20 protein-coding genes and 2 tRNA genes are annotated in these 20,235 nt (G+C 55.0%); 11 read left to right on the forward strand and 11 right to left on the reverse strand.

Going from position 1 to position 20,235, the window contains the following annotated elements; all coding sequences use genetic code 11:
* The first annotated feature begins 9 nt into the window (after nt 1-9).
* Nucleotides 10-85, forward strand: a tRNA-Lys gene (locus tag FHL07_RS03010).
* 118 nt (nt 86-203) lie between these two features.
* Here the strand turns inward: FHL07_RS03010 and FHL07_RS03015 are convergent.
* Together FHL07_RS03015 and glsA are read right to left on the reverse strand one after the other, a co-directional pair.
* Nucleotides 204-1,736, reverse strand: a complete 1,533-nt coding sequence (locus tag FHL07_RS03015; RefSeq protein WP_095001626.1) for an amino acid permease — start codon at nt 1,734-1,736, stop codon at nt 204-206.
* Nucleotides 1,737-1,751: 15 nt separating this feature from the next.
* The gene (gene glsA, locus FHL07_RS03020; protein ID WP_095001625.1) at nt 1,752-2,705 is read right to left on the reverse strand and encodes a glutaminase A; all 954 of its coding nucleotides are present in this window, start codon (nt 2,703-2,705) and stop codon (nt 1,752-1,754) included.
* A 171-nt stretch (nt 2,706-2,876) separates the two neighbouring features.
* On the opposite strand from glsA, the gene FHL07_RS03025 reads away from it, so the two are divergent.
* Nucleotides 2,877-4,274, forward strand: coding sequence for a glutamate decarboxylase (locus FHL07_RS03025; protein WP_095001624.1), 1,398 nt, complete (start codon nt 2,877-2,879; stop codon nt 4,272-4,274).
* Between the two features lie 147 nt (nt 4,275-4,421).
* Here FHL07_RS03025 and FHL07_RS03030 read toward each other — a convergent pair whose 3' ends face one another.
* The 4 genes from FHL07_RS03030 to FHL07_RS03045 form a co-directional block, all read right to left on the reverse strand.
* A complete protein-coding gene (locus tag FHL07_RS03030; protein WP_095001623.1) occupies nt 4,422-5,723 on the reverse strand; it encodes an NAD(P)/FAD-dependent oxidoreductase in 1,302 nt (433 codons plus the stop codon).
* 66 nt (nt 5,724-5,789) lie between these two features.
* Nucleotides 5,790-5,963, reverse strand: a complete 174-nt coding sequence (locus FHL07_RS03035; protein WP_088378952.1) for a DUF3094 family protein — start codon at nt 5,961-5,963, stop codon at nt 5,790-5,792.
* Between the two features lie 54 nt (nt 5,964-6,017).
* Complete coding sequence (locus tag FHL07_RS03040; protein ID WP_095020318.1) at nt 6,018-6,545, reverse strand: MOSC domain-containing protein; 528 nt, start codon at nt 6,543-6,545, stop codon at nt 6,018-6,020.
* Nucleotides 6,542-7,171 (reverse strand): DUF1780 domain-containing protein, encoded by a 630-nt coding sequence (locus tag FHL07_RS03045; RefSeq protein ID WP_095001620.1) that lies wholly within the window; start codon nt 7,169-7,171, stop codon nt 6,542-6,544. The genes FHL07_RS03040 and FHL07_RS03045 overlap by 4 nt, the downstream gene beginning before the upstream one ends.
* A 109-nt stretch (nt 7,172-7,280) precedes the next feature.
* Here FHL07_RS03045 and FHL07_RS03050 point away from each other — a divergent pair, with 109 nt between their 5' ends.
* Nucleotides 7,281-7,970 carry an energy-coupling factor ABC transporter permease gene (locus FHL07_RS03050; RefSeq protein ID WP_095032559.1) on the forward strand — a complete coding sequence of 230 codons (690 nt, stop codon included), beginning with the start codon at nt 7,281-7,283 and terminating at the stop codon, nt 7,968-7,970.
* Nucleotides 7,971-8,082: 112 nt separating this feature from the next.
* Here the strand turns inward: FHL07_RS03050 and yacG are convergent, their stop codons facing one another.
* The 4 genes from yacG to FHL07_RS03070 are packed head-to-tail and all read right to left on the reverse strand — an operon-like array spanning nt 8,083 to nt 10,988.
* Nucleotides 8,083-8,286 (reverse strand): DNA gyrase inhibitor YacG, encoded by a 204-nt coding sequence (yacG, locus tag FHL07_RS03055; RefSeq protein ID WP_016779444.1) that lies wholly within the window; start codon nt 8,284-8,286, stop codon nt 8,083-8,085.
* Nucleotides 8,283-8,906, reverse strand: a complete 624-nt coding sequence (gene coaE / locus FHL07_RS03060) for a dephospho-CoA kinase (RefSeq protein ID WP_095018262.1) — start codon at nt 8,904-8,906, stop codon at nt 8,283-8,285. Before coaE ends, yacG begins: the two co-directional genes overlap by 4 nt.
* A 1-nt stretch (nt 8,907) precedes the next feature.
* Nucleotides 8,908-9,774 carry a prepilin peptidase gene (locus FHL07_RS03065; RefSeq protein WP_178084366.1) on the reverse strand — a complete coding sequence of 289 codons (867 nt, stop codon included), beginning with the start codon at nt 9,772-9,774 and terminating at the stop codon, nt 8,908-8,910.
* Nucleotides 9,771-10,988 carry a type II secretion system F family protein gene (locus tag FHL07_RS03070; protein ID WP_095020321.1) on the reverse strand — a complete coding sequence of 406 codons (1,218 nt, stop codon included), beginning with the start codon at nt 10,986-10,988 and terminating at the stop codon, nt 9,771-9,773. The genes FHL07_RS03065 and FHL07_RS03070 overlap by 4 nt, the downstream gene beginning before the upstream one ends.
* 211 nt (nt 10,989-11,199) lie before the next feature.
* Here FHL07_RS03070 and FHL07_RS03075 point away from each other — a divergent pair, with 211 nt between their 5' ends.
* The 6 genes from FHL07_RS03075 (at nt 11,200) to trfA (ending at nt 15,177) form a co-directional block, all read left to right on the forward strand.
* On the forward strand, nt 11,200-11,607 hold the full coding sequence (locus tag FHL07_RS03075; protein WP_095001615.1) for a pilin: 408 nt from the start codon (nt 11,200-11,202) through the stop codon (nt 11,605-11,607).
* 157 nt (nt 11,608-11,764) lie between these two features.
* Nucleotides 11,765-11,840 (forward strand) — tRNA-Thr (locus FHL07_RS03080).
* Nucleotides 11,841-12,004: 164 nt separating this feature from the next.
* Entirely contained in the window at nt 12,005-13,222 is a 1,218-nt protein-coding gene (locus tag FHL07_RS03085; protein WP_047292065.1) for a tyrosine-type recombinase/integrase, read from the forward strand.
* Nucleotides 13,219-13,968 carry a hypothetical protein gene (locus FHL07_RS03090; RefSeq protein ID WP_047292067.1) on the forward strand — a complete coding sequence of 250 codons (750 nt, stop codon included), beginning with the start codon at nt 13,219-13,221 and terminating at the stop codon, nt 13,966-13,968. The genes FHL07_RS03085 and FHL07_RS03090 overlap by 4 nt, the downstream gene beginning before the upstream one ends.
* A 118-nt stretch (nt 13,969-14,086) precedes the next feature.
* Entirely contained in the window at nt 14,087-14,290 is a 204-nt protein-coding gene (locus FHL07_RS03095; protein ID WP_047292068.1) for a helix-turn-helix transcriptional regulator, read from the forward strand.
* A gap of 14 nt (nt 14,291-14,304) precedes the next feature.
* Nucleotides 14,305-15,177 (forward strand): plasmid replication initiator TrfA, encoded by an 873-nt coding sequence (gene trfA / locus FHL07_RS03100; protein WP_238705497.1) that lies wholly within the window; start codon nt 14,305-14,307, stop codon nt 15,175-15,177.
* 224 nt (nt 15,178-15,401) lie between these two features.
* Here the strand turns inward: trfA and FHL07_RS03105 are convergent, their stop codons facing one another.
* Nucleotides 15,402-16,325: a phage integrase N-terminal domain-containing protein gene (locus FHL07_RS03105; RefSeq protein WP_052959363.1), complete on the reverse strand. Its 924-nt coding sequence runs from the start codon at nt 16,323-16,325 to the stop codon at nt 15,402-15,404.
* A gap of 2,044 nt (nt 16,326-18,369) precedes the next feature.
* Between FHL07_RS03105 and FHL07_RS03110 the strand changes: the two genes are divergently transcribed.
* Nucleotides 18,370-19,188: a hypothetical protein gene (locus tag FHL07_RS03110; RefSeq protein ID WP_047292072.1), complete on the forward strand. Its 819-nt coding sequence runs from the start codon at nt 18,370-18,372 to the stop codon at nt 19,186-19,188.
* Between the two features lie 293 nt (nt 19,189-19,481).
* On the forward strand, nt 19,482-19,913 hold the full coding sequence (locus FHL07_RS03115) for a hypothetical protein (RefSeq protein ID WP_133144166.1): 432 nt from the start codon (nt 19,482-19,484) through the stop codon (nt 19,911-19,913).
* The last annotated feature ends 322 nt before the right edge of the window (nt 19,914-20,235 follow it).

The raw sequence follows: 20,235 nt of genomic DNA on the forward strand, positions 1-20,235 counted from the left end.
AGAATTTTTGGGTCGTTAGCTCAGTTGGTAGAGCAGTTGGCTTTTAACCAATTGGTCGTAGGTTCGAATCCCACACGACCCACCATGTTCGGCTCCAGTAGCCATAAAAAAAGCGTCCATTGGACGCTTTTTTTATGCCTGTAGGAAACGTAACCCTGTAGTCGCAGCCTTCGTTCTTCGGCAGCTGCTACGAGGTTTTTGCTTCAGCTTGGGTTTGCAGCCTTGTTGTCCGCGTCCTGAAGATCCTGCAGCGCGGCCGAATACTGATCTGCTTCTGCCTTGGGAACCATCTGCCATGACGGCTTGCGCAATGCATAGAAGATAAACGGCGGCACGCCTGCGACGATCAATCCCAGCAACAAAATCCCCGCATATTCGAAAAACGGCATGCTGCTGAAACTGTTGGGCGGAATAAAGCCGAAAATCAGCGCCACGCAGGTTGAAAACAACCCCAAGTAGCACCAGCCATGCAGCCCCTTGAGCACATAGCCGCGTTTTACATTGGGCTGTGTTTTACGCAGTTTCATGGCCGCCATAAACATGAATACGTAGATGATCAGGTACATCAGCGCCGCCATCGCACTGATCATCCAGAAGGCATCGGATACATTGTCGAGAAAGATGTAAATCGTCGACAGCAGCGTGACGATAACGGCCTGTAAATACAGAATGTTTTTTTGCACGCCTTTTTTGTTCACTTCCTGCATCACAGGTGGAAGCATTCCGGCCTTACCGACGAACAGCAAGCCGGTAGACGGCCCGGCAGTCCAGGCCAGTACCCCGCCCAACGCACCGATAATCAGCAAAATGGCCATGATCGGGGTTGCCCATGGCATGTCGAAGCCCTGGAAGAACGCAGCGTAAGCCTGGATAACCCCGGCGGTAAGGCTGGTTGAGTCAGCGGGTACCACCAGCGAAATCGCCACCGTGGGCGGGATAAACACCAGCAGGATCATAAAGAAGGCCAAGAGAATCGCCCGGGGCATTTCCTTTTGCGGGTTACGCAATTCACGGGCGTGAATGGCGTTCATTTCGATACCGGCAAACGCCAGGAAGTTACTCACAATCAGTACCAGGCCGGTAATGGCGCCGGTAAATTCCTGCCAGAAGTCCGGGTGCAGGTTGCGCGAGCCGGATTTGACTGTGGAGTGGGTATCGAAAATGGCCGGGATCAAGGCATCCCAAGTCAACGGGGTGGCTGATTTATGCCCCAGCACCAGCCAGGCGACGCCGAGCAAAACCAGCAGCGCGGCGGGTAATGCGGTGCCCAGCAGCATGAACCATGACGTCAGCTTCGACAGTGCTGTCAGCCCGTTAAGTGCCACAAATGTCGATAGCCAGTATAAAACGATGATGACGGCGGCAGTAAATACACCGCTTTTGGCCAGTTCAGGGTTGATCAGATACGCCATGGTGCTGGCGCCAAACCCGAGCACAATCGGGTACCAGACCACCACTTGTACCCACATGAACCACATGATGAAAAAGCCCGGGCGGTCGCCGTAGGCTTGTCTTACCCAGCCATAAATCCCGCCGTTCCAGCCTGTGCCCAGTTCAGAGGCGACCAGGGATACCGGAATGAAAAACAGCAGTGCGGGGATGACATAGAGAAAGACCGAGCCCAGACCATAGACGGCCATGCTGGGTAACGAACGAATACTGGCAACAGCGGCAACCATCATAAAGCAGATGGTCAGCCAGGACATGTAGGTTTTAGCTTTGCTGGTGGTAGCCATAAGTATCCCGCTCCCTTACGCGAATTCGTGCAACAGGCTCAGATTGAGCGTGCGGCTAAGGTATTCGGCGGCCAGTTGACCGCGAACGCTGTTACCGGCTCCGTCCAGTGGCGGGGCAAAGGCGGCGATGGCGCACACCCCCGGAACCACCGCCAGAATGCCGCCGCCGACCCCGCTTTTTCCGGGCAGGCCGACTTTGTAGTACCAGTCTCCGGTGGTGTCATACAGGCCATTCAGGGTCATCTCGGAGAGGATTGGCGCCACGTTGTTGGCCCGAACCGCGCGTTTTCCGCTGATCGGGTTGACGCCACCGTTGGCCAGGGTAGCGCCCATGGTCACCAGGTCATGGCAGGTGATCGCCACGGAACATTGACGGGTGTAGACGGCGCACACTTCCATCGGGTCGGCGTACATATAGCCGTAACTCTGCAATAGCCAGGCAATGCCGCGGTTGTGCTGGTTGGTCTTGGCTTCCGATTGATAAACCTCGTCGTTGACCGTCAGTTCACGCCCGGCGAAAAGGTTGTAAGTCGCCTGGATCTGGTCCCAGCGCGCTTGCGCCGTATCGGCTTCGAGGAGGCTGACAGTGGCCATGGCGCCTGCGTTTACAAAGGGGTTGAGCGGTCGGCCCTTATGCAGTTCCAGGGCAATCACCGAGTTGAACGGCTCACCTGTGGGGTCGCAACCGATCTTGCTGCGCAAGGCTTGCGGTCCCACTTCATCGAGTACATGGGCGAGGGTGAATACCTTGGAAATCGACTCGATGGCGAAGGCGTAATCGGTGTCGCCGACTTCTGCATGGGTACCGTCGCAGAACATGATGCTGATGCCGAACAGATGGGATGGCACTGAGGCCAGGTAAGGGATGTAGCTGGCGTTCTTGCCGTGCTGATTGCTGGCAAACCGTTGCAGGGACTGGTCCAGCGCCTGTTTTACCGTGCTGTCTACGGTCGTGGGTCTTTGCTTCATCGTGCTCGCTCCGTGAGTACTATCGAGAATCGAGACTATAGATCGGAAAATGCACGGTGGTCGGAAATCGGACGGCAGACCTCAAATGCTTGGCTATGCTGGCTGGGCCGAAGCTGAGCCAGAGTTGCAACGGCGGGCTCATAGATTGACCAATACTCAAGGAGAGTTCACATGGCACTGCACCGTATCAAGCGCAACAAGGACGTCGACCCCGTATTTGGTTCTTCTGCGCTGGCTCATGCCGCTGCAATCAAGCTGTTCCCCGAGGCTGAGCAAGCGCCGGGTGAGGTTTTCCAACTGGTCCACGATGAGTTGTATCTGGATGGAAACTCCAGGCAGAACCTCGCGACCTTTTGCCAGACGTGGGAAGAGGACGAGGTCCACAAGTTGATGGACCTGTCGATCGACAAGAACATGATCGACAAGGATGAGTACCCGCAGTCTGCGGAGCTGGAAAACCGCTGTATTCATATGCTGGCGGACTTATGGCATTCGCCGGAAGCGGCTACCACCATCGGTACTTCCACCGTAGGCTCCAGCGAAGCCTGCATGCTGGGTGGTCTGGCTGCATTGTGGCGCTGGCGTGCGGTGCGCAAGGCGGCAGGCAAGCCGACAACTACGCCGAATATGGTGTGCGGTCCGGTGCAGGTGTGCTGGCACAAATTTGCCCGTTACTGGGACGTCGAAATTCGTGAAGTGCCGATGTCGGAAGGGCATTGGTTTATGACCCCCGAGGACATGCTGGAGCGGGTCGATGAAAATACCATCGTCGTAGTGCCGACCTTTGGCCAGACGTTCACCGGGCTGTATGAAACCGTAAAGCCGTTATCCGATGCTCTGGATGACTTGCAAAAAAGCACGGGTCTGAATATTGATCTGCACGTCGACGGTGCAAGTGGCGCGATGCTGGCTCCGTTTTGTGCGCCGGATATTCTTTGGGATTTCCGCGTGCCGCGGGTCAAGTCCATCAGTACCTCCGGGCACAAGTTCGGTCTGGCTCCGCTGGGCGCGGGCTGGGTGGTTTGGCGGGATGAAAAGGAACTGCCTGAAGGGCTGGTGTTTCATGTGAATTATCTGGGGGGTGATATGCCTACGTTCGCCCTTAACTTTTCACGTCCGGCCGGGCAGATCATCTCGCAGTACTACAACTTCTTGCGTCTGGGGCGTGAAGGCTATGAGCGTATTCATTCAGCCTGCTACCAGACGGCACAGTTTCTTGCGGCTGAACTGGTCAAGGTCGGACCGTTCGAGATGCTCTATAACGGTGACCCGCAGTTGGGGATTCCGGCGTTGACCTGGCGTCTGAAGCCAGGGGCGAAAACTTCATATTCGCTGTATGACCTGGCAGACCGGTTGCGCACCCGTGGCTGGCTGGTACCTGCGTATAGCTTGCCGGCAAATGTCGAGAACGTAGTGGTGCAGCGGATTCTGGTGAAGCAGGGTATGTCGATCGACATGGCCAAGTTGTTGCTGGAGGACTTTGTGCGCGCGGTGAAATTCTTTGACGAGCATCAGCCCCACGGCTTTAAAGGCCGTGAAGCCGAGGCGGGTAATCACGCGGGGCGCTGATTACGCGGAGCTGTAGATACTCTGTTGTAGATCAAGCCCTATTGTGGGAGCGAGCCTGCTCGCGAACGACCTTCGCGAGCAGGCTCGCTCCCACAGTTGCAGTTTTTACTGTCGCAGCCTTCGGCAGCGACTACAGAGTAGTCGCACTTAGTGCAGTTTCAGACGCGGCTCGGTGCCGCGTCCGATCCTGCTGCCCAGCATCAGCATCAAGGTGCGGAAGGTGCCGTACAGCGCCATCTGGTGCATGCGATATAGCGAGATATAGAACATCCGCGCCAACCAGCCTTCCAGCATAACGGTACCCATCAGGCTGCCCATCAAGTTACCCACAGCCGAAAAGCTCGACAGGGAAATCAGCGAGCCATAATCGCGGTAGGTGTAGTCCGGCAGCTGAGTTTTACCTTCAATGCGCAATTTCAGCGACTTGGCCAGCAACGACGCCTGCTGGTGAGCAGCCTGGGCGCGAGGCGGCACCAGCTTGTCGGTGCCGGGTTGCGGACAGGCGGCGCAATCGCCAAAGGCAAAAATATTCTCGTCACGGGTGGTTTGCAGGGTAGGGCGTACCACCAACTGGTTAATGCGGTTGGTTTCCAGCCCGGCAATTTCCTTCAAGAAGCCAGGTGCACGAATGCCCGCAGCCCAAACCTTCAAACTTGCAGGAATCACCTGACCATCTTTGGTTATCAAGCTGTCAGCAGTTACTTCGCTGACTGCGGAGTTGGTCAGCACGGTGACCCCGAGTTTTTCCAGGGTTTTATGCACAGGCCCGCCGATACGGTCCGGCAGGGCAGGCAATACCCGTGGGCCCGCTTCGATCAGGGTGATATGCATGTTTTCCGGCTTGATCCGGTCCAGGCCATAGGCTGCCAGTTCGTGGGCGGCATTGTGCAGTTCGGCAGCCAGCTCGACTCCGGTTGCACCTGCGCCGACAATGGCCACGCTGATCTGTTCGAGCGTATCGCTTTGCCCTGCGTGGGCACGCAGGTAATGATTGAGCAGTTGCTGATGAAATTTCTCGGCCTGCTTGCGGGTATCGAGGAACAGGCAGTGTTCGGCCGCGCCTTTGGTACCGAAGTCATTGGTGGTACTGCCCACCGCAATCACCAGGGTGTCGTAACCCAACTCGCGGGCAGGTACCAGTTCCTGGCCGTTTTCGTCGAGGGTTGCCGACAATGAGATCTTTTTCAGTTCACGATCCAGCCCGCTCATGCGGCCCAGCTGGAACTGAAAGTGATTCCATTTGGCCTGGGCGACGTAGTTGAGCTCGTCTTCCGATGAGTTCAATGAGCCGGCAGCAACTTCATGCAGCAGCGGTTTCCAGATATGGGTCAGGTTGGCATCGACCAGCGTGACGCTGGCCTTGCCGCGCTTACCCAGAGTCTTGCCCAGGCGGGTCGCCAACTCCAGGCCGCCGGCGCCGCCGCCGACGATAACAATACGATGGGTCATGGATATCACTCACAAGGCTTGAAAAAAATTCTGTGCCTGAGTGGCCCCGGGCGAGCGCAATGCAGCTCATAGCGCCAGGTAACTCAGGAGGCGGCTCAAAAGGCCCATGCCGATCACCGCGATCACCACTATGGCAAGGAGCAGCCAGGGCCTGAAAGGGCGGCGCTCAACCTGATTTTGTGGCAATTGAAGGTACTCTTCGACACGCTTCAGATCATCGGGGTTCAGGCGACTGGGCATATTTTTGGCCTCGTCAAATAGACGTTGCTGGGTGTGTAAAAGCTACAGCATTGATCAACCGGGATGAAATGAAGCATAGCCGTGCGGGCCTAATGGCTCGACCCGCAGTTCGTCGTCTAGACGAATGATCCCGCTTTCGATTACCCGGGCCGTGATCCCGCCGTGGCCACGTACCGCCTGAAAAGTCCCCTGGCCCAGACGCTGCTCCAGTCGGGCACAAGGCTGACACCAGCCAGTGGTTTCGAAAATGGCCTGGCCAACCTTGAAGCGCCGGCCTTTGAGGCTGAACAGGTTGATTCCGCGGATCACCAGGTTGCGGCGCAAGTCCTGCGCCAGGATCGGTTGATCCGCCGTGCGCCCCAGCAGTGAGCTGATAACGGCCAGGTGTTCCCATTGTATCAGCGTCACCTGGCGGGCATTGCGGGCGCCGGGCCGGGCATGATCGCCGGTCAGCCCGGCTTCGCGGCGGGCTTCAACCGCGTCGAGTTCGAGCATGTCTGCCCGGGACTCGGGGCGTACGCCGATCCAGCACACGCGCCCGGTTTGCGGCACATTGGCAATAAGCGCCTGCAACGGGCTCACAGGCTGATACCCACATCAAAAATAATGCTGCGTCCCAGGTTGTTGCGCAAAAAATCCGGTGCGTCCGGTTGGGCAAACAGCACCCGGGCAAAGGTCGGCCCTACCAGCGACAGCGAGCGCCAGCCCTGGCGCAAATATTCAGTCGGCGGCGGAAAGTGGCTGTTAAGGTCCAGCACTTCGCGCTTGAGGCTGGAAAACGCAATGATATCCAGCTGCCCCAGGTCGATATCGCGCTCTTTGTAGTTAGTGGCTTTTTTATGCAGGGTGGGGCCCAGCCGCTGCAACAGCTTGCTCGCCGGAATCCGTTTGGGCCGTGCTTCGCGACGGACCAATTGGCTCAGGGAGTAGGCGCTGCGCCTGCGCTGCAGTTCCGCGCGCCATTCATCGTTCAGGCGCCGGCCCTCATCGAGGACAAAGAACACCTCAAAGCGTGCATCGCCGAACAGCACATCGGGAGGCTCCTGGCCCGCCTGCCGGAAGTCTTCACTGTGGTAGGGGATATTCAGGCCTTGCAACAGGCGCTGGCAGACCCAACGCTCACGCTCCCATTTGCGGGCATTGGATAAAAAGGCATTGGCTTGCTCGGCCTGAATGGTGAGCAGGCGTAAATAATCTGAGTCGTCCATGCACGCAGCTTAGCCTTGAAACAGGTGTTACTGAAAGTCCGGGTGTAGACTCAGTCGCATCCGACAGGGAGGGTTGAACGGTGTGTTTTGACAAGGCAGGGCAAGGCCGATGATAAGTACACAGGTGTTATCCACACAAACGCTGGTCATCGGCTGGCTGATCTATGTTCCCGTTGTGCTGTGGGCCATCTGGCGTGCTCCCTGGGTTGAGCTGTTTACCGATACGCGGCGCCAGCACCTGTTGTTTGGCACGGTGTTCGGGGTGTTTTTGCTCTGGCTGGTACGGCGTGACTTTGATGGCGGGGTGTCTTACCACTTTATTGGCCTGACGGTGGTCACGTTGCTGCTCGACTGGCCGCTGGCAGTGGTCGGTGCGCTTCTGGCGCAAGTCGGACTGGTGTTGCTGGGGCGTCAGGAGTTGGCCGCGATGGGTGTCAACGGCGTGCTGCTGATTCTGTTGCCGATAGCAGTGACCGAAGGGTGTGCGCGTATGGTCGAGCGTGCGCAACCGCGTAACCCCTTTGTGTATATCTTTTGCTCGGGTTTTTTTGCCGCAGCGTTGGCGGCGTTGCTGTGCATAGGGGCGGTGCTGGGTGTGTTGTGGCTGGACGGGTTGTTCGTCATGCCGTATTGGCTGGAGGACTTTGTCGGCTATCTGTGGCTGATCATCTTTCCCGAAGCGTTTATCAACGGGATGCTGGTAACCGCACTGGTGGTGTTCTGCCCGGAGTGGCTTGAGACCTTTAACCGCACCCGCTACCTGGCGGCGCCATGGAAGGATGATGGAGAAAAGCCGTAATCGCCGACGCAGGCTGCGAGATAAACCGCAGGGCCTGTGCTCTTTTAAAGCACGACCCCTTAGGGCTCGATCGCAGCCTTCGTACCTCGTCAGCGACTACAGGATTTGGCTTTTAATGTAAGCGCTCGCTCAGGTCTTCGGAAAACAGATCATCTTCAGCATCCGGGCTGACCGGGATCTTGTGTTCCTCGCTGGCCCAGGCACCCAGGTCGATCAGCTTGCAGCGGTCCGAGCAGAACGGGCGAAAAGCGTTGGTGGTATCCCATTGCACGGCTGTGCCACAGGTCGGGCAGTCGATGGTCATAGGTTTGGTCATGGTTGGCCTCCACGCAAAGTTAAATAAAAGTGATGCAGGCGCTCGACCTCAGTCTGCAGCGCCTTCAGATCCTTGTCATTGACCAGCACATCGTCAGCGTGACGAAGGCGATCTTCGCGGCTGGCCTGTGCCTTGAGAATGGCCTGGACTTGCTGTTCGGTGGTGTTGTCACGCACAAGGGTACGCTGCATCTGCAGGGCTTGCGGTGCATCGATCACCAGTACACGTTGAGTTGTGGTGTATTGGCCGGACTCGATCAGCAGCGGCGAAACCAGAATGGCGTAAGGCGATTTCGCCTGTGCCAGATTGTTTGCGATCTCTTCACGAATCAGTGGGTGCAGCAGTGCTTCAAGCCAGCGGCGTTGCTCGGGGTCGGTGAAGATCAGATGGCGCAATGCGCCACGATTGAGTTGCCCGTCGGCTTGCAGCACCTGTGCTCCAAAGTGTTCGGCAATACTGGCCAGCGCCGGGCGTCCCGGCTCAACGACCCAGCGCGCCGCATGATCGGCGTCCACCACATGTATGCCCAACGCGGCAAAGTGCTCGGCAGCGGCACTTTTACCACTGCCGATACCGCCGGTAAGCCCGAGAATCCAGGGTTTGGAGGGTGGAGTCATCATGTCAAACCGAAACCTGCCAATAGAAGCCGGTTATTTGACCACCCCAGAGCAATGCAATCCAGCCGGCAATTGCCAGATACGGCGCAAAGGGGATCGGGGTACTGGTTTTGGCCCGCCGCATGGCCAAAAGCCCCAGCCCCACCGTCGCCCCCAGCAGTGAAGAGAGCAGGAGGGTTAGCGGCAGAACCGCAACCCCGCCCCATGCCCCGAGTACGGCCAGCAACTTGAAATCGCCGTAGCCCATGCCGTCCTTGCCGGTGACCAGTTTGAATATCCAGAACACCGACCACAGGCTTGCATAGCCCAGCGCGGCCCCCCATACGGCCTGCCCCAAAGTGGTGAGCAGGGAGAAGCTGTTGAGCAACAATCCCAGCCACAGCAGAGGCAAAACCAGCACATCAGGCACGATTTGATGCTCGATATCGATCAGGCAAATGCCGAATAACCCCCAGGTCAGCAGAAGCATCCAGCCCGCCTGGGCGCCAAAACCGAAATGCCAGGCGACAAAAGCCGACAATACCGCGCAGGTCAGTTCCGTAAGGGGATAGCGCAGGCTAATGGCACTTTTGCACTGCGAGCATTTGCCACGCAAAAACAGGTAGCTCAGTAGCGGGATGTTCTCCCGGACGCGCAGCGAATGCTGGCAATTGGGGCAGTGAGAGCGCGGGCGCAGCAAGTTATACACAGGGCCTTTGGCTGGCTCGGGCAAATCCAGCACCTCGCGGGCCTGGGCTTGCCATTCCTGTTCAAGCATTTTTGGCAATCGCCACGCCAGCACATTGATAAAACTGCCTGCCAGCAAGCCGAGTATCAGTGCGCAGGCAATAAAAGCGTCGGGGTGACGGCTCAGCAAATCAATCATGCTCATATTACCCGGCCAAGGTTGAATATCGGCAAGTACATGGCGATGACCAGCCCGCCAACCATGACTCCAAGTACCACCATGATTATCGGCTCCAGCAAGGTTGTCAGGTTGTCGACCAGAGTGTCGACCTCGCTTTCATAATAGGCGGCAACCTGGTCAAGCATGCTGTCCAATGTGCCGGATTCTTCGCCAATAGCTGTCATCTGGATTGCCATGCCCGGGAATACTCCGGCAGCGGCCATGGCCACATGGATCTGGCTACCCGTTGCAACCTGCTTCTTCAGTCGTAGCACCGCGTCTTTGTACAGGCTATTGCCAGTGGCGCTGGCTACGGAGTTCAGCGCTTCGAGCAATGGCACGCCGGCAGCCAGGGTCGTCGACAGCGTGCGGGCAAAACGGGCCATGGCTGACATGTGCAGCAGATTGCCCATGACGGGCAGTTTCAGCAGCCAGCGATCAACACGCTGGCGCCAGGTTGCGCAGTGCTTGTAGCGATGGTGAAGGCCTGCAAGGGTGATGCCGCAAAAAAACAGGAGCCATAGACCATGCGCCTGAAGGCTGTCAGACAGGCCGATCACCCACAAGGTAAGCACTGGCAGTTGCGCGTCGAATGAGCGGAAAACGCCCTGGAACTGCGGAACCACTTCGATCAACAAAATGCCGCACACCGCCAGCGCGACCACGAGCACGGCGCTGGGGTAGGTCATGGCTTTTTTGATTTTCTTTTTCAGAGTGGCGGTCTTTTCCCTGTAGGTCGCCACCCGTTGCAGCAACACGTCCAGAGCCCCGGCCAGTTCGCCAGCTTCGACGAGGCTGCAAAACAGAGGATCGAAATGTGCCGGTTTTTTGCGCAGCGCCGCCGACAGGCTGGTGCCTGCGCCGATGTCTTGCTGGAGTTCGGTGACCTGCTGGCGCATGGCACGGCTCTCGAAACCGTTGGCGATAACCTTCAGAGCTTGCTGCATAGTTATGCCCGCGCTGATCAGGGTAGCCAGTTGGCGGGTGAACAGGGTGATATCCAGTGCCGTGACCGATTTGCCCGCATTCAGTGTGTGACTGTAATGGCGGCGGATTTTACTAACGGTAATACCTTGGCGGCGTAGCTGGACCCGAATCATTGTGTGGTGTTCCGCCGTGATTTGCCCGCTGGTTTTAATGCCATTTCGATCGGTGCCTTCCCACCGGTAAAGGCTGTTTTTAACGGCCTGTGTTGCCATGCATCGATCCTTGGAGCGCGGCGCGCCCGGCTGTGCTGTAAGCCCAAAGACTAGATGCACCGAGCCTTGACCCGGCAAGTTGAGAGTGACCAGAAGTGTCAGCGATGCAGTTGTGGAGCAACTGCCCACTAACCTTGATAGCCTGTGCGCACTTTTTTGCCTGCACAGCACTGCCTGGCACCTGTGGGTGCCCCTTTTCTGGAGACTTCATGTGAAACAACAACAAGGCTTCACCCTGATCGAACTGATGATTGTGGTTGCAATTATTGGTCTGATTGCTTCGTTCGCATTTCCGGCTTACCACGAGCACGTGATGAAGACCCGTTTTGCCGAGGTGAACACCATCAGCAATACCTACAAGACTGCCGTCGCCCTGTGCTACAGCCAGACCAATGATCTGATGGCCTGTGATGCGGGCACCAACGGCATCCCGGGGCCGGCCGAAGCGACGGAAAACCTGGCAGCGGGCATGACGGTAGTCGATGGTGTGATTACCATGGCGGGGACCCAGGCAGCAGGCGGCTGGGTCAGCGTATTGGTGCCGACCCCGAGCAATTCGGGGGGCACCCTGAACTGGACGCAAAATGGCACCTGCCTGGCCAGCGGTGCGTGCAAATAACCCGTGATGGTCGTAATGCCGAGTGTGTGAAGCCTGGGCGCCAAGGGCTCAAGAATATCGCGATTTACTAACGACTTTGGTCAGCAGGCCCGCTCCTGCAGCGGCACACATGCGGCAATTGCCGGTTTTTGCCAGCGCTGCTAGTTTTACTGATACCGCCGGTGTAGCTCAGTCGGTAGAGCAGCGCACTCGTAACGCGAAGGTCGCAGGTTCGATTCCTGTCTCCGGCACCATTTAATAGGTTCAGGCAGTGCCAGGCAGTATCATGTAGCTCCAAGAAGCCCGCTTAATGCGGGTTTTCTGTTCAGGCTGGTGCCATCCAGTCCAGTCCGAGCGCTTGTCTTATTAGTGCCCTTGCGAGTACCTTAAGTGATTCAATAATCTATGGGTACTCAGGATGTCTTTGACGGCTTTGCAGGTAAAGAATGCTGCGACGCGCGAGAGGGACTATGGCCTTGCCGACGGCGGTGGTCTCTTCCTATGGATTCGCACGGTGGGCGGTAAGTCTTGGCGTTTGCGATTCCGTCTCGATGGCAAGCAGTCGCACATTTCTCTTGGCACTATCGATAAGGTAACCCTCGCACAGGCGCGGCAGCTTGCTTCTGACGCTCGCCAGCTTGTGGCACAAGGGCGGCATCCTGGGGTCGAGCGTAAGGCTACGCGAGCCCAAGCCGCAATCTCTCGCGCCAATACGTTCAAGAGCCTTGCGCTGGAGTGGCATCAACATAAGTCGCCACGCTGGTCAGCAGGTTATGCTGATGACGTTATAGAAGCTTTTGAGTTAGATATTTTCCCCCATGTGGGAAGTTTCCCCTTAGCCGAAATCAAGCCCATGCAGTGGCTACAGGTTTTTCGCCGCATAGAGTCGCGAGGTGCTTTGGAGAAGCTGCGCAAGGTCCGGCAGCGCTGCCAGGAGGTCTACCGCTTCGCGATTGCCACTGGTCGCGCGGACTACAACCCAATCGCAGACATCGGAGGGGCTCTTCAAACCCCTATATCTCGACACTATCCCTTCTTGCCTATTTCAGAAATCCCGGCGCTCATACGCAGTTTTCAAGGTTGCTCTGGTCATGACGTAGTTAAGATCGCAACCCGCCTGCTAATTCTCACTGGAGTGCGCACGGCTGAGCTCAGAGGCGCACCTTGGTCGGAGTTTGATCTCGACAAGGCGCTGTGGCTGATTCCAGCTGTGCGTATGAAGATGCGCCGCGCCCATCTGATACCGCTCTGTAAACAGGCAGTAGCTGCACTGCGTGAGTTGGAAAGCATTACTGGTGGTTACACGCTCGCATTCCCTGGCCGTAACGATCCGGCCAAGCCTATGAGTGAAGCTGCGATCAACCAACTGCTGAAGCGTTCTGGATATGATGGGCGTGCTACTGGCCATGGATTCCGTCACACGATGTCCACCACACTACATGAGCAGGGATATCGAAGTGAGTGGGTCGAAACCCAGCTTGCGCATGTAGACAAAAATAGCATTCGCGGCACTTACAACCACGCACAGTACCTAGAGGGGCGCCGCGAAATGCTTCAGTGGTACGCCGACCATCTGGATATATTGCCGCACAGTAATTCCGAGTCCTCCATTACAAGCATGGAGGAGATCGTGTGAGCGATGATGTGATACGCCTATCTGATTTGGTGCCGGAGTACGCTCGCCACTATAAAGCTAGTCCTCAAGAGGCTTCATATGCTCTTCATGAGCTGATTTTAGATTTATACTCCGAATACCATGTAAAGCGGGAGGAAATGGTAGTTCCTCATCACATATTTTGGGTTGGAAGAGTCGGTGGCTCGCAATTATCAACAAAGAGTTATAAGCTGTTTTTTAATGGATTGATTGACTACTTCAATAATTTATTCAGTCCGCTGCCAGAGGTTGATGATGGTCTGGTTCGTTGCTACTGTGTGAGCGATAGTGGCGCTAAAGATATTCCAGCAGGCATCGTATACTTATCGAGGGCGGCACTCGGTAAGTGGGTTCTTGATGCAGGGATTGAGCCCCCGGATTTCATATTAAGTACTAATGCGGGTGAAGGTGCAGAGAAGGATAAAAGGTGGAGTGAATTTAAGGAGCAAGAGCTGGGAACCATTAGTAAAATCATGAATGGCTTGGTTGATCTCATTAAGGAAGTTGATAAGGCTCATCGTGAACCGCCAACTGATTCCTTCGGCAGGAAGCGCGCAGAGAAAATTAAGATTCATGCCTCTAGGCTCAACAATCCTCCACGCAAAAACTTCGATATGTACTCTGCTTTGATATCTTTCGCTGAGGATGCAGAAGTTGATATACCCACAGATCATCAAACATTGAGAAAATACATGCGTGCACAGTCCAAACCCAATAGAAGTGCATGAATTTTTAAAGCGAAAATTTTGGGGATCCCTATGAGAATTTGGGGATCCTCATGACTCCCCACTTGAGGTGCCATTAAATCCCTAGCCATCCAATCCGGTTCTTAGGAGACCCGTCCAGATGGCTACTCAATTCGCCTCACCTTTACTGCTTCGCCTTCCTGGTGTCTGTGCCCAAGTGGGGCTGAGCAAATCTCAAATTTATCGGCTGATTCGGGCGGGCGAGTTTCCCGCTGGGATTTCGCTCGGGGCGAATTCTGTAGCATGGCCTTCTGAGCAAGTTAATGCCTGGGTTGCTGAAAAAATCAGTGCATCCATTCGTTAATGATGGCTACCAATATGCCAATCCCTCGCCGCATTTATGCCCTGCTAGATGAGAATCACAGGCGCTCTCGTATAAAACCCCAAGACGTTGAGGGTGAACATGTTCGTAGCCTATTGCCGAACTGGTCAGACTCAGTTCGGCGTGTGCCGAACTTTGTTCTTCGTTCAGCGCTATTTAGTGCTGTGGGCAAAGGGCCGCGCCCATACGTGGAGCAAAGTGAAATCCATGCGCTAGGTGGAATCAGTATCCTATACACAGGGGTTCTGCTCGATCAGCTTGATTTGGATGCATGGGAGGCCATTCTGCACATGGCGCGGCTTCAGGAACTCGGCGCAGAGTGTAGGATAACAGCCTATCAGCTACTGAAAGCGCTCGGTAAAACTGATTCGGGGAAAAACCGTGAAATCCTTGGTGGGCAACTTAGCCGAATGACCGCGACCGCGCTACAGCTAAGAGTCGGTGACTACTCGTATGAGGGAAGCCTGATTAATGAGATATATCGCGACCACGGAGCTCGTGTTAAAAGTTATGTGATTCGCTTGAATCCAAAGCTCCTTAAATTATTTGAGGCTGACCACTTCACTGATGTGGATTGGTCTATTCGTCAGGAACTGCGTGGAAAACCAATTGCGAAGTGGTTGCATGGTTTCTATGCATCCCATGCTAATCCATTTCGATTAAAAATCGAAACTCTGCACCGACTATGTGGGAGTAGAGCCAAATCTCTAGATGACTTCAAGACGGATCTGGTCAAAGCTCTCGATTCCTTGGCACGAGCAAGCAACGCCGCAGGTCAGCCCTTCAGCTATACAATTGAGGGTGCCTTGGTGCGAGTCAAAACTACTCCGAGCTCTTCGCAGCGTCGACACCTGACCAATAAGTGCTGATGCCGTTCCAGCGCCCGTTCGATACCGTTCTAGCACCCGCGACTACCGTTCCAGCACTCCGACAATACAGTTCTTGCCCCCCTATGGTTACCGTTCCAGCACTCCTGTATCACGGTGCTGAGATCGGTCCGGAGCCCAGTAGGAATAGGCGTTGTACAGATTTTTGCAGGAGGCACTAATCAGTTTTTAATCATTCTTAATCTTCAGTCCCTGAAGCGCTATTTCTAACGTCCGAGATAATGCGTGGACACGTCCTCACGAGAGTGTCCCAATTCTTCGACAACCGCCATGCGTGCAAAACGATCCAACTCCCAGTTATGGGATCTGAGGTTTCCTCCTTCAATCGGTGAGCTGCTACCTGAGTAGTGGGTATAACGCTCATTGGCGAAGGCGTGACGCAGGCCATGTGAGGTAACGCCAAGCTGAGCCTTGGTCAGCCCAGCTTTGGCGACAATACGGCTGTAGTGGCCCAGCGCTTGTTTCAACGACTTGCTTGGATCGGAAGTGCTCGCGGTACGGCGATCTGCATAAGCCTTAGCTCTATCAATCAGCTCTCTGCGCTCAGGAGTATCGATGGGTACTGTGCGGTCCCGACCGCCTTTCGTGCCGATGCTGACAGCCAAGTAGCTGCCCTTGTCCGCCAGGTGAGGGCGCAGCATGATTGATTCCTTTACCCTGAGACCAAACCGGAGCTGAAGCTCCACCTGAAGTGCTACACGTTCATCCAGGGCGCGTAGGTCATCCAGTTTTTGCGTCGCACTCACTCCGTTTGCCTCCCAACTCTTGTCCTGAGTATTGATCGAAGTTCTGGCTGCCTCATGGTTCGGAAAATAACGCTCGGTGCTCTCCACCATGCCTTCTTTACCAATCCAGGAGGTGAATGTTCTTAGGGTGGAGAGGCGGTTTTGCAGGGTTGAGGAGGAAAGTTCCCTGCTCAGCCAGTGTCGGGTCAGCGCCTCCACATGACGGCCTTTGAGCTGACTGACACTGTCGAGCTTGTAGCCCATTTCTCTCAGATCGGTGAATACCTGATAAAGCACGGTCGAGCGCTTGTGCTGCGTCTCATGACTGGCAACTGTCCCATCCGAGGCCTTGATGCTGTTGTGCTCTTTGAGCACGGATGCCAGTGAGGATTTCCATCCGGCCATAACTGCTCCTGGTGTTTCCAATGAATATGTAGTTGCGCGCAGGGGGATACGTGAAAGCGAACTTGCTGCCAGTAGCACGGTTTCCCGCACACAAAGGCACCCCGGAGGGCGGACAACCCATTTTGGGTTCCGGCCAGCCTGCTGGGCTGGTTTTGCATCGTTGATACGGTCTGCGGTGTGACGAACCCTGTTGCGTCATCATCGAGCCGCGAGCAATGCTCAAAACGTGCAACGATGAAAAGCGCGATGGGGATTGCCAGCACCCTAACTTCGCACCTGGATGCGGTTACTGCTATTTACGTAACGTGCGCTCCAGGACTCCAACCGCCCTGGTCGTGACGTGATGTGTGCCAGTGAAGCAAGTACGGATTGCACCCACGTTCACTGTCTGCCCCCACTGGCAGACCACACCTTGGGCGGGAAGCGCCAGGCGCTCTCAATGGATCATCATTACTGCATCAAGCTCGAACCGAGATCCCAAGCCAAGCGTTGAGAACCACCTCCTTCGTAGATTGGCACCCGTCCAAACTACGACGCCAAGGGCGTTGGTACGGACGCCTTTGGTCTGTAGTTGCAGGTCAGGCTGATGACAGCCTCAACCCACATCGACCCCGGCTCTCACTGCGATGACGCGGTGAGAGCGAAGGCGGTTGTTCCAGAGAATCAAACAACCTGTAGCACGAGACTCGTTGTCGCGAGTTTCGCCCTTTGCAGGGCTCATCAGTCGTGCGCGAAAATTTTCTTCACCTGCTGTGATCATTTCTCGCAGACCATCAAGCCCAGTGCAACCGAACTCGGTGCAGTTGCTACACCCCACTCTCTTTTCTGGCTTTCAGCTCAGAAAAGAGAGTGGGTGAACCCACACGACGCGCGATGATGGTGATGAGCACATAGGGGCTCAGTAGAGGCAGACCGGACGCTCGTTATCTCGGCTGGTCAGATCAACAATGATGGGACACCATAAGCAGGGTTTTCTCCCCGCCAAAGGCATCGGGTTCTAGATAGGCTTCCTCAGCGATTTGGGTGCACGCGGACTAGTCATCAATCGATGCAGGAGAGCATGTGAATATGTTTGGTGTAGTGTTCTACAACTCACACGACGCGCACTCAGGCGGAGAGTAAAAGTTCAGAGCCTTCAGAGTTGAAGGGCGAATAGTTTCAGGGCAGGAGGGGCGGCAGCGACCGCCCTGGTGTCGGCGTTGACGTCAGATAGTTGGGGCTCGCCGGCACGGCCCACCATATCCAGAAACCTCAGAAACCTAACGGCAAACCGCTCGGTAGCATCGTACTGCTTCTGCGCGGCTGCAGAAATGCACTGAGAAATACTGCATTCACACTTCCCTGACGCTGGGAGTGCATCGTGAATCCGCCGCAGCATCCTGGCGAAAATTCCCCCAGCCATTGGGAAACCCGCAAAAACCACTGAGAAGTAAGCGGCCTTCACTGCTTCACCATCAGGGTGCCGTGGTTATTCCCTTCAACCCCGCTGCGGCGCTTTCAGATCCCAGTGCGGGAGCCGACGATTTTTCCCTGCTTCTCGATGACACATAGGGACCACGGGGTAGCGTGGCGACTCATTACGAGTGGAGGTGACCTGTATGGGGCGAGTTTTTGTGGGTGTTGCCTGCGTAGGCGCGGGCTTATGGTTGGGCTCCTATCGTCTGGTGCCGTTGTGGGCGATCTTGGTGTTGGCCTTTATCGGAGCTGGCCTGTGGTTGCTGGCGATATGGCTAGAGCGGCGGGAGAGTGACCGATGATGCGGGCTGATCTTGATGAACTGATGGTCGTTAGCTGTCTGTGTCCTGGTATGAAGTGGTCGTCCTCCGTGACGCGGCATGTACTCATCTCTAGAGAAGGTAACGTCCTGCGCCTGTACTGGATGCCCTTATTACTGTGGATGGATGAATATCGCGCCGGAATTTTCATCGGGGAGCTCAACCGCAATGGAGTCGCCTCAGCTTAGTGAGTGGGGGCAGCTTGATGTCAATTTATAGGTGCAAATCACTGTTGCTAAAAGACGATATAAAACCAACGGAAGGACGTCATGCGTACGCTAATTAAATTCGCCACAGCCGCTGTTGCTGGAACTCTTCTCTCTGGCTGCGGCGGTGAAGATTTCACTGGTGCATACCGATTCAAAGACTCAAGCATGAACGGAACCATGGTTCTCAATATTCATGGCTCTGAAGCAGAAGTCTTCGGGGACTTTGGGAAGGACGGCATCAAACCGCTCGGTAAAATGAAAGTGTCGGTTAAAGATGAAAAGCTACTTCTTGATGCTGTGAGTGGCACGACTCGTCTGGTTATGAAGCGTAATGTCGATGAGCGAAATCTTGACTGCCTTAATTGCAAGGTTCTAGGCATGAGTGCGGATGAGCATGTTTGGCAGTATGACCCCAAAGGGCCGTATGACGTGGGTCAGATGCTTGAGGAGCAAGCCCGTAGAAAAGAGGAAACTCTGAATGTCGAGTTGGAAAAAATGCAGAAGAAAACCCTGGATAAGATACACCGGGATTCAGAGGCCCCGAAGCTGACACCATATGAAGGTGATTGGGTTTATCAGCGCACTACGAAGTATGATCCTTTAACCATAATGGGCATCTGGCGTGCAAAACAGATTAGAGTCTGGTCGTTCAAATTTGAGAATATGGATCGACTGGGGTATGAGGCTCCAGAATTTGAGGTGACGGATACTGGCTTGAAGGTCGGAGCTGGTTCTAGCGCTGCCCTGTATACCCTTAGCGCGGACAAAAATGTACTGATCTGCATGGGCTGTAGTAAACCAGTGAGCTGGGTCAAGGCTGATCCGAAGAAGGATCTCAGTGATCGTTATTACGCCCGGAAGATAGCTGGAAACCCGTAGTAACACTTCTAGGTGACCGGCGTCGGTGAATGCTTGCGGGAGCTCGCCGACGTCAGATTAACCCAAGGTACGCAGGTAGATTGGGGCCAATTCAACTACTTTGCCCCATCCGCTGCCCATGCCCATTGACCTATCTCTGCCAGTGCCGGTTGGTACTAGATGCTGGTCGAACTGCGGCAATCTGACGCGAACTCGTGGGTGTGCCGCCGAGCACACGAAACTGCATCAAGTTCGGTGGAGGGCAAGAAGGAAAGTTGATAGGGTTATTTTTACAAATAACTGTGAGGTTTATAATGCTTTTACTACCTATCGATTATGCCGGTTGTATTGAAAATCCTCATTTTTCAAGTATGGATAGACAGTATTATAAAAGAGGTTGGAGTGCTCTTGTTCATAGACCAAATGCAAGAGTAAAGATTGCAGCATTCCTGCCAAAGGATAAAGAAGGATTAAAAATAAATGTTGTTGGACTTCAGCAAGGTTTGTATGTCGCTTTCGGTGCCACTGATGGTTCGGAAAAGTTACGCTCGTTATATGTCGTGGAAACGGTTACTGCTACTGAGATTTCGCTCAAGCCTGTAGAGGAATGCAATGTGCCAGCTATCTACGAAATAGATATTGCTGGGCGATACAGTCTGTATTTGTTGGAAGCCAAGCAGGCTATGCTTGAGGCGCAAATTAACGATATTAGGAAGTGGTTGTTAGAATACAAGGGGAACAAATAGCGAAATGGATTTGTTTTTCCTAGAGGTTTTTTCGTCTGATTTAAAGCTAATGTGTAAAAGTAAACTGCTATTTATAGAATCAAAGCAATCAGGACGAGTAGGGCTGCTGATTTAGATTGTATGAGCCGTACGAAGGCATCACTAATCTATCGCAGAACGAAGAACCTACGGGCGGTTCAGTTGCTGCTCGGCCATACGAAGCTGGAGAGCACTGTTCGATATCTGGGGATTGAGGTTGATGACGCCCTGGAGATGGCGGAAGAGACTGAGGTTTGATTATGCATAGCGACGGTCGAAGTCAAGCCGTCGCTAACCGGCCAAA

It is taken from the genome of Pseudomonas sp. FSL W7-0098 (genome assembly GCF_005930585.1).
Classification (GTDB): domain Bacteria; phylum Pseudomonadota; class Gammaproteobacteria; order Pseudomonadales; family Pseudomonadaceae; genus Aquipseudomonas; species Aquipseudomonas bubulae.

Coding starts and splice junctions, on each gene's coding strand:
- FHL07_RS03050 (WP_095032559.1), top strand. CDS start 7,281: ATGATAAGTACACAGGTGTTATCCACACAAACGCTGGTCATCGGCTGG.
- FHL07_RS03030 (WP_095001623.1), bottom strand. CDS start 5,723: ATGACCCATCGTATTGTTATCGTCGGCGGCGGCGCCGGCGGCCTGGAG.
- yacG (WP_016779444.1), bottom strand. CDS start 8,286: ATGACCAAACCTATGACCATCGACTGCCCGACCTGTGGCACAGCCGTG.
- FHL07_RS03035 (WP_088378952.1), bottom strand. CDS start 5,963: ATGCCCAGTCGCCTGAACCCCGATGATCTGAAGCGTGTCGAAGAGTAC.
- FHL07_RS03095 (WP_047292068.1), top strand. CDS start 14,087: ATGGCTACTCAATTCGCCTCACCTTTACTGCTTCGCCTTCCTGGTGTC.
- FHL07_RS03045 (WP_095001620.1), bottom strand. CDS start 7,171: ATGGACGACTCAGATTATTTACGCCTGCTCACCATTCAGGCCGAGCAA.
- FHL07_RS03015 (WP_095001626.1), bottom strand. CDS start 1,736: ATGGCTACCACCAGCAAAGCTAAAACCTACATGTCCTGGCTGACCATC.
- FHL07_RS03105 (WP_052959363.1), bottom strand. CDS start 16,325: ATGGCCGGATGGAAATCCTCACTGGCATCCGTGCTCAAAGAGCACAAC.
- FHL07_RS03110 (WP_047292072.1), top strand. CDS start 18,370: ATGCGTACGCTAATTAAATTCGCCACAGCCGCTGTTGCTGGAACTCTT.
- FHL07_RS03065 (WP_178084366.1), bottom strand. CDS start 9,774: ATGAGCATGATTGATTTGCTGAGCCGTCACCCCGACGCTTTTATTGCC.
- FHL07_RS03070 (WP_095020321.1), bottom strand. CDS start 10,988: ATGGCAACACAGGCCGTTAAAAACAGCCTTTACCGGTGGGAAGGCACC.
- glsA (WP_095001625.1), bottom strand. CDS start 2,705: ATGAAGCAAAGACCCACGACCGTAGACAGCACGGTAAAACAGGCGCTG.
- coaE (WP_095018262.1), bottom strand. CDS start 8,906: ATGATGACTCCACCCTCCAAACCCTGGATTCTCGGGCTTACCGGCGGT.
- FHL07_RS03115 (WP_133144166.1), top strand. CDS start 19,482: ATGCTTTTACTACCTATCGATTATGCCGGTTGTATTGAAAATCCTCAT.
- trfA (WP_238705497.1), top strand. CDS start 14,305: ATGCCAATCCCTCGCCGCATTTATGCCCTGCTAGATGAGAATCACAGG.
- FHL07_RS03085 (WP_047292065.1), top strand. CDS start 12,005: ATGTCTTTGACGGCTTTGCAGGTAAAGAATGCTGCGACGCGCGAGAGG.
- FHL07_RS03025 (WP_095001624.1), top strand. CDS start 2,877: ATGGCACTGCACCGTATCAAGCGCAACAAGGACGTCGACCCCGTATTT.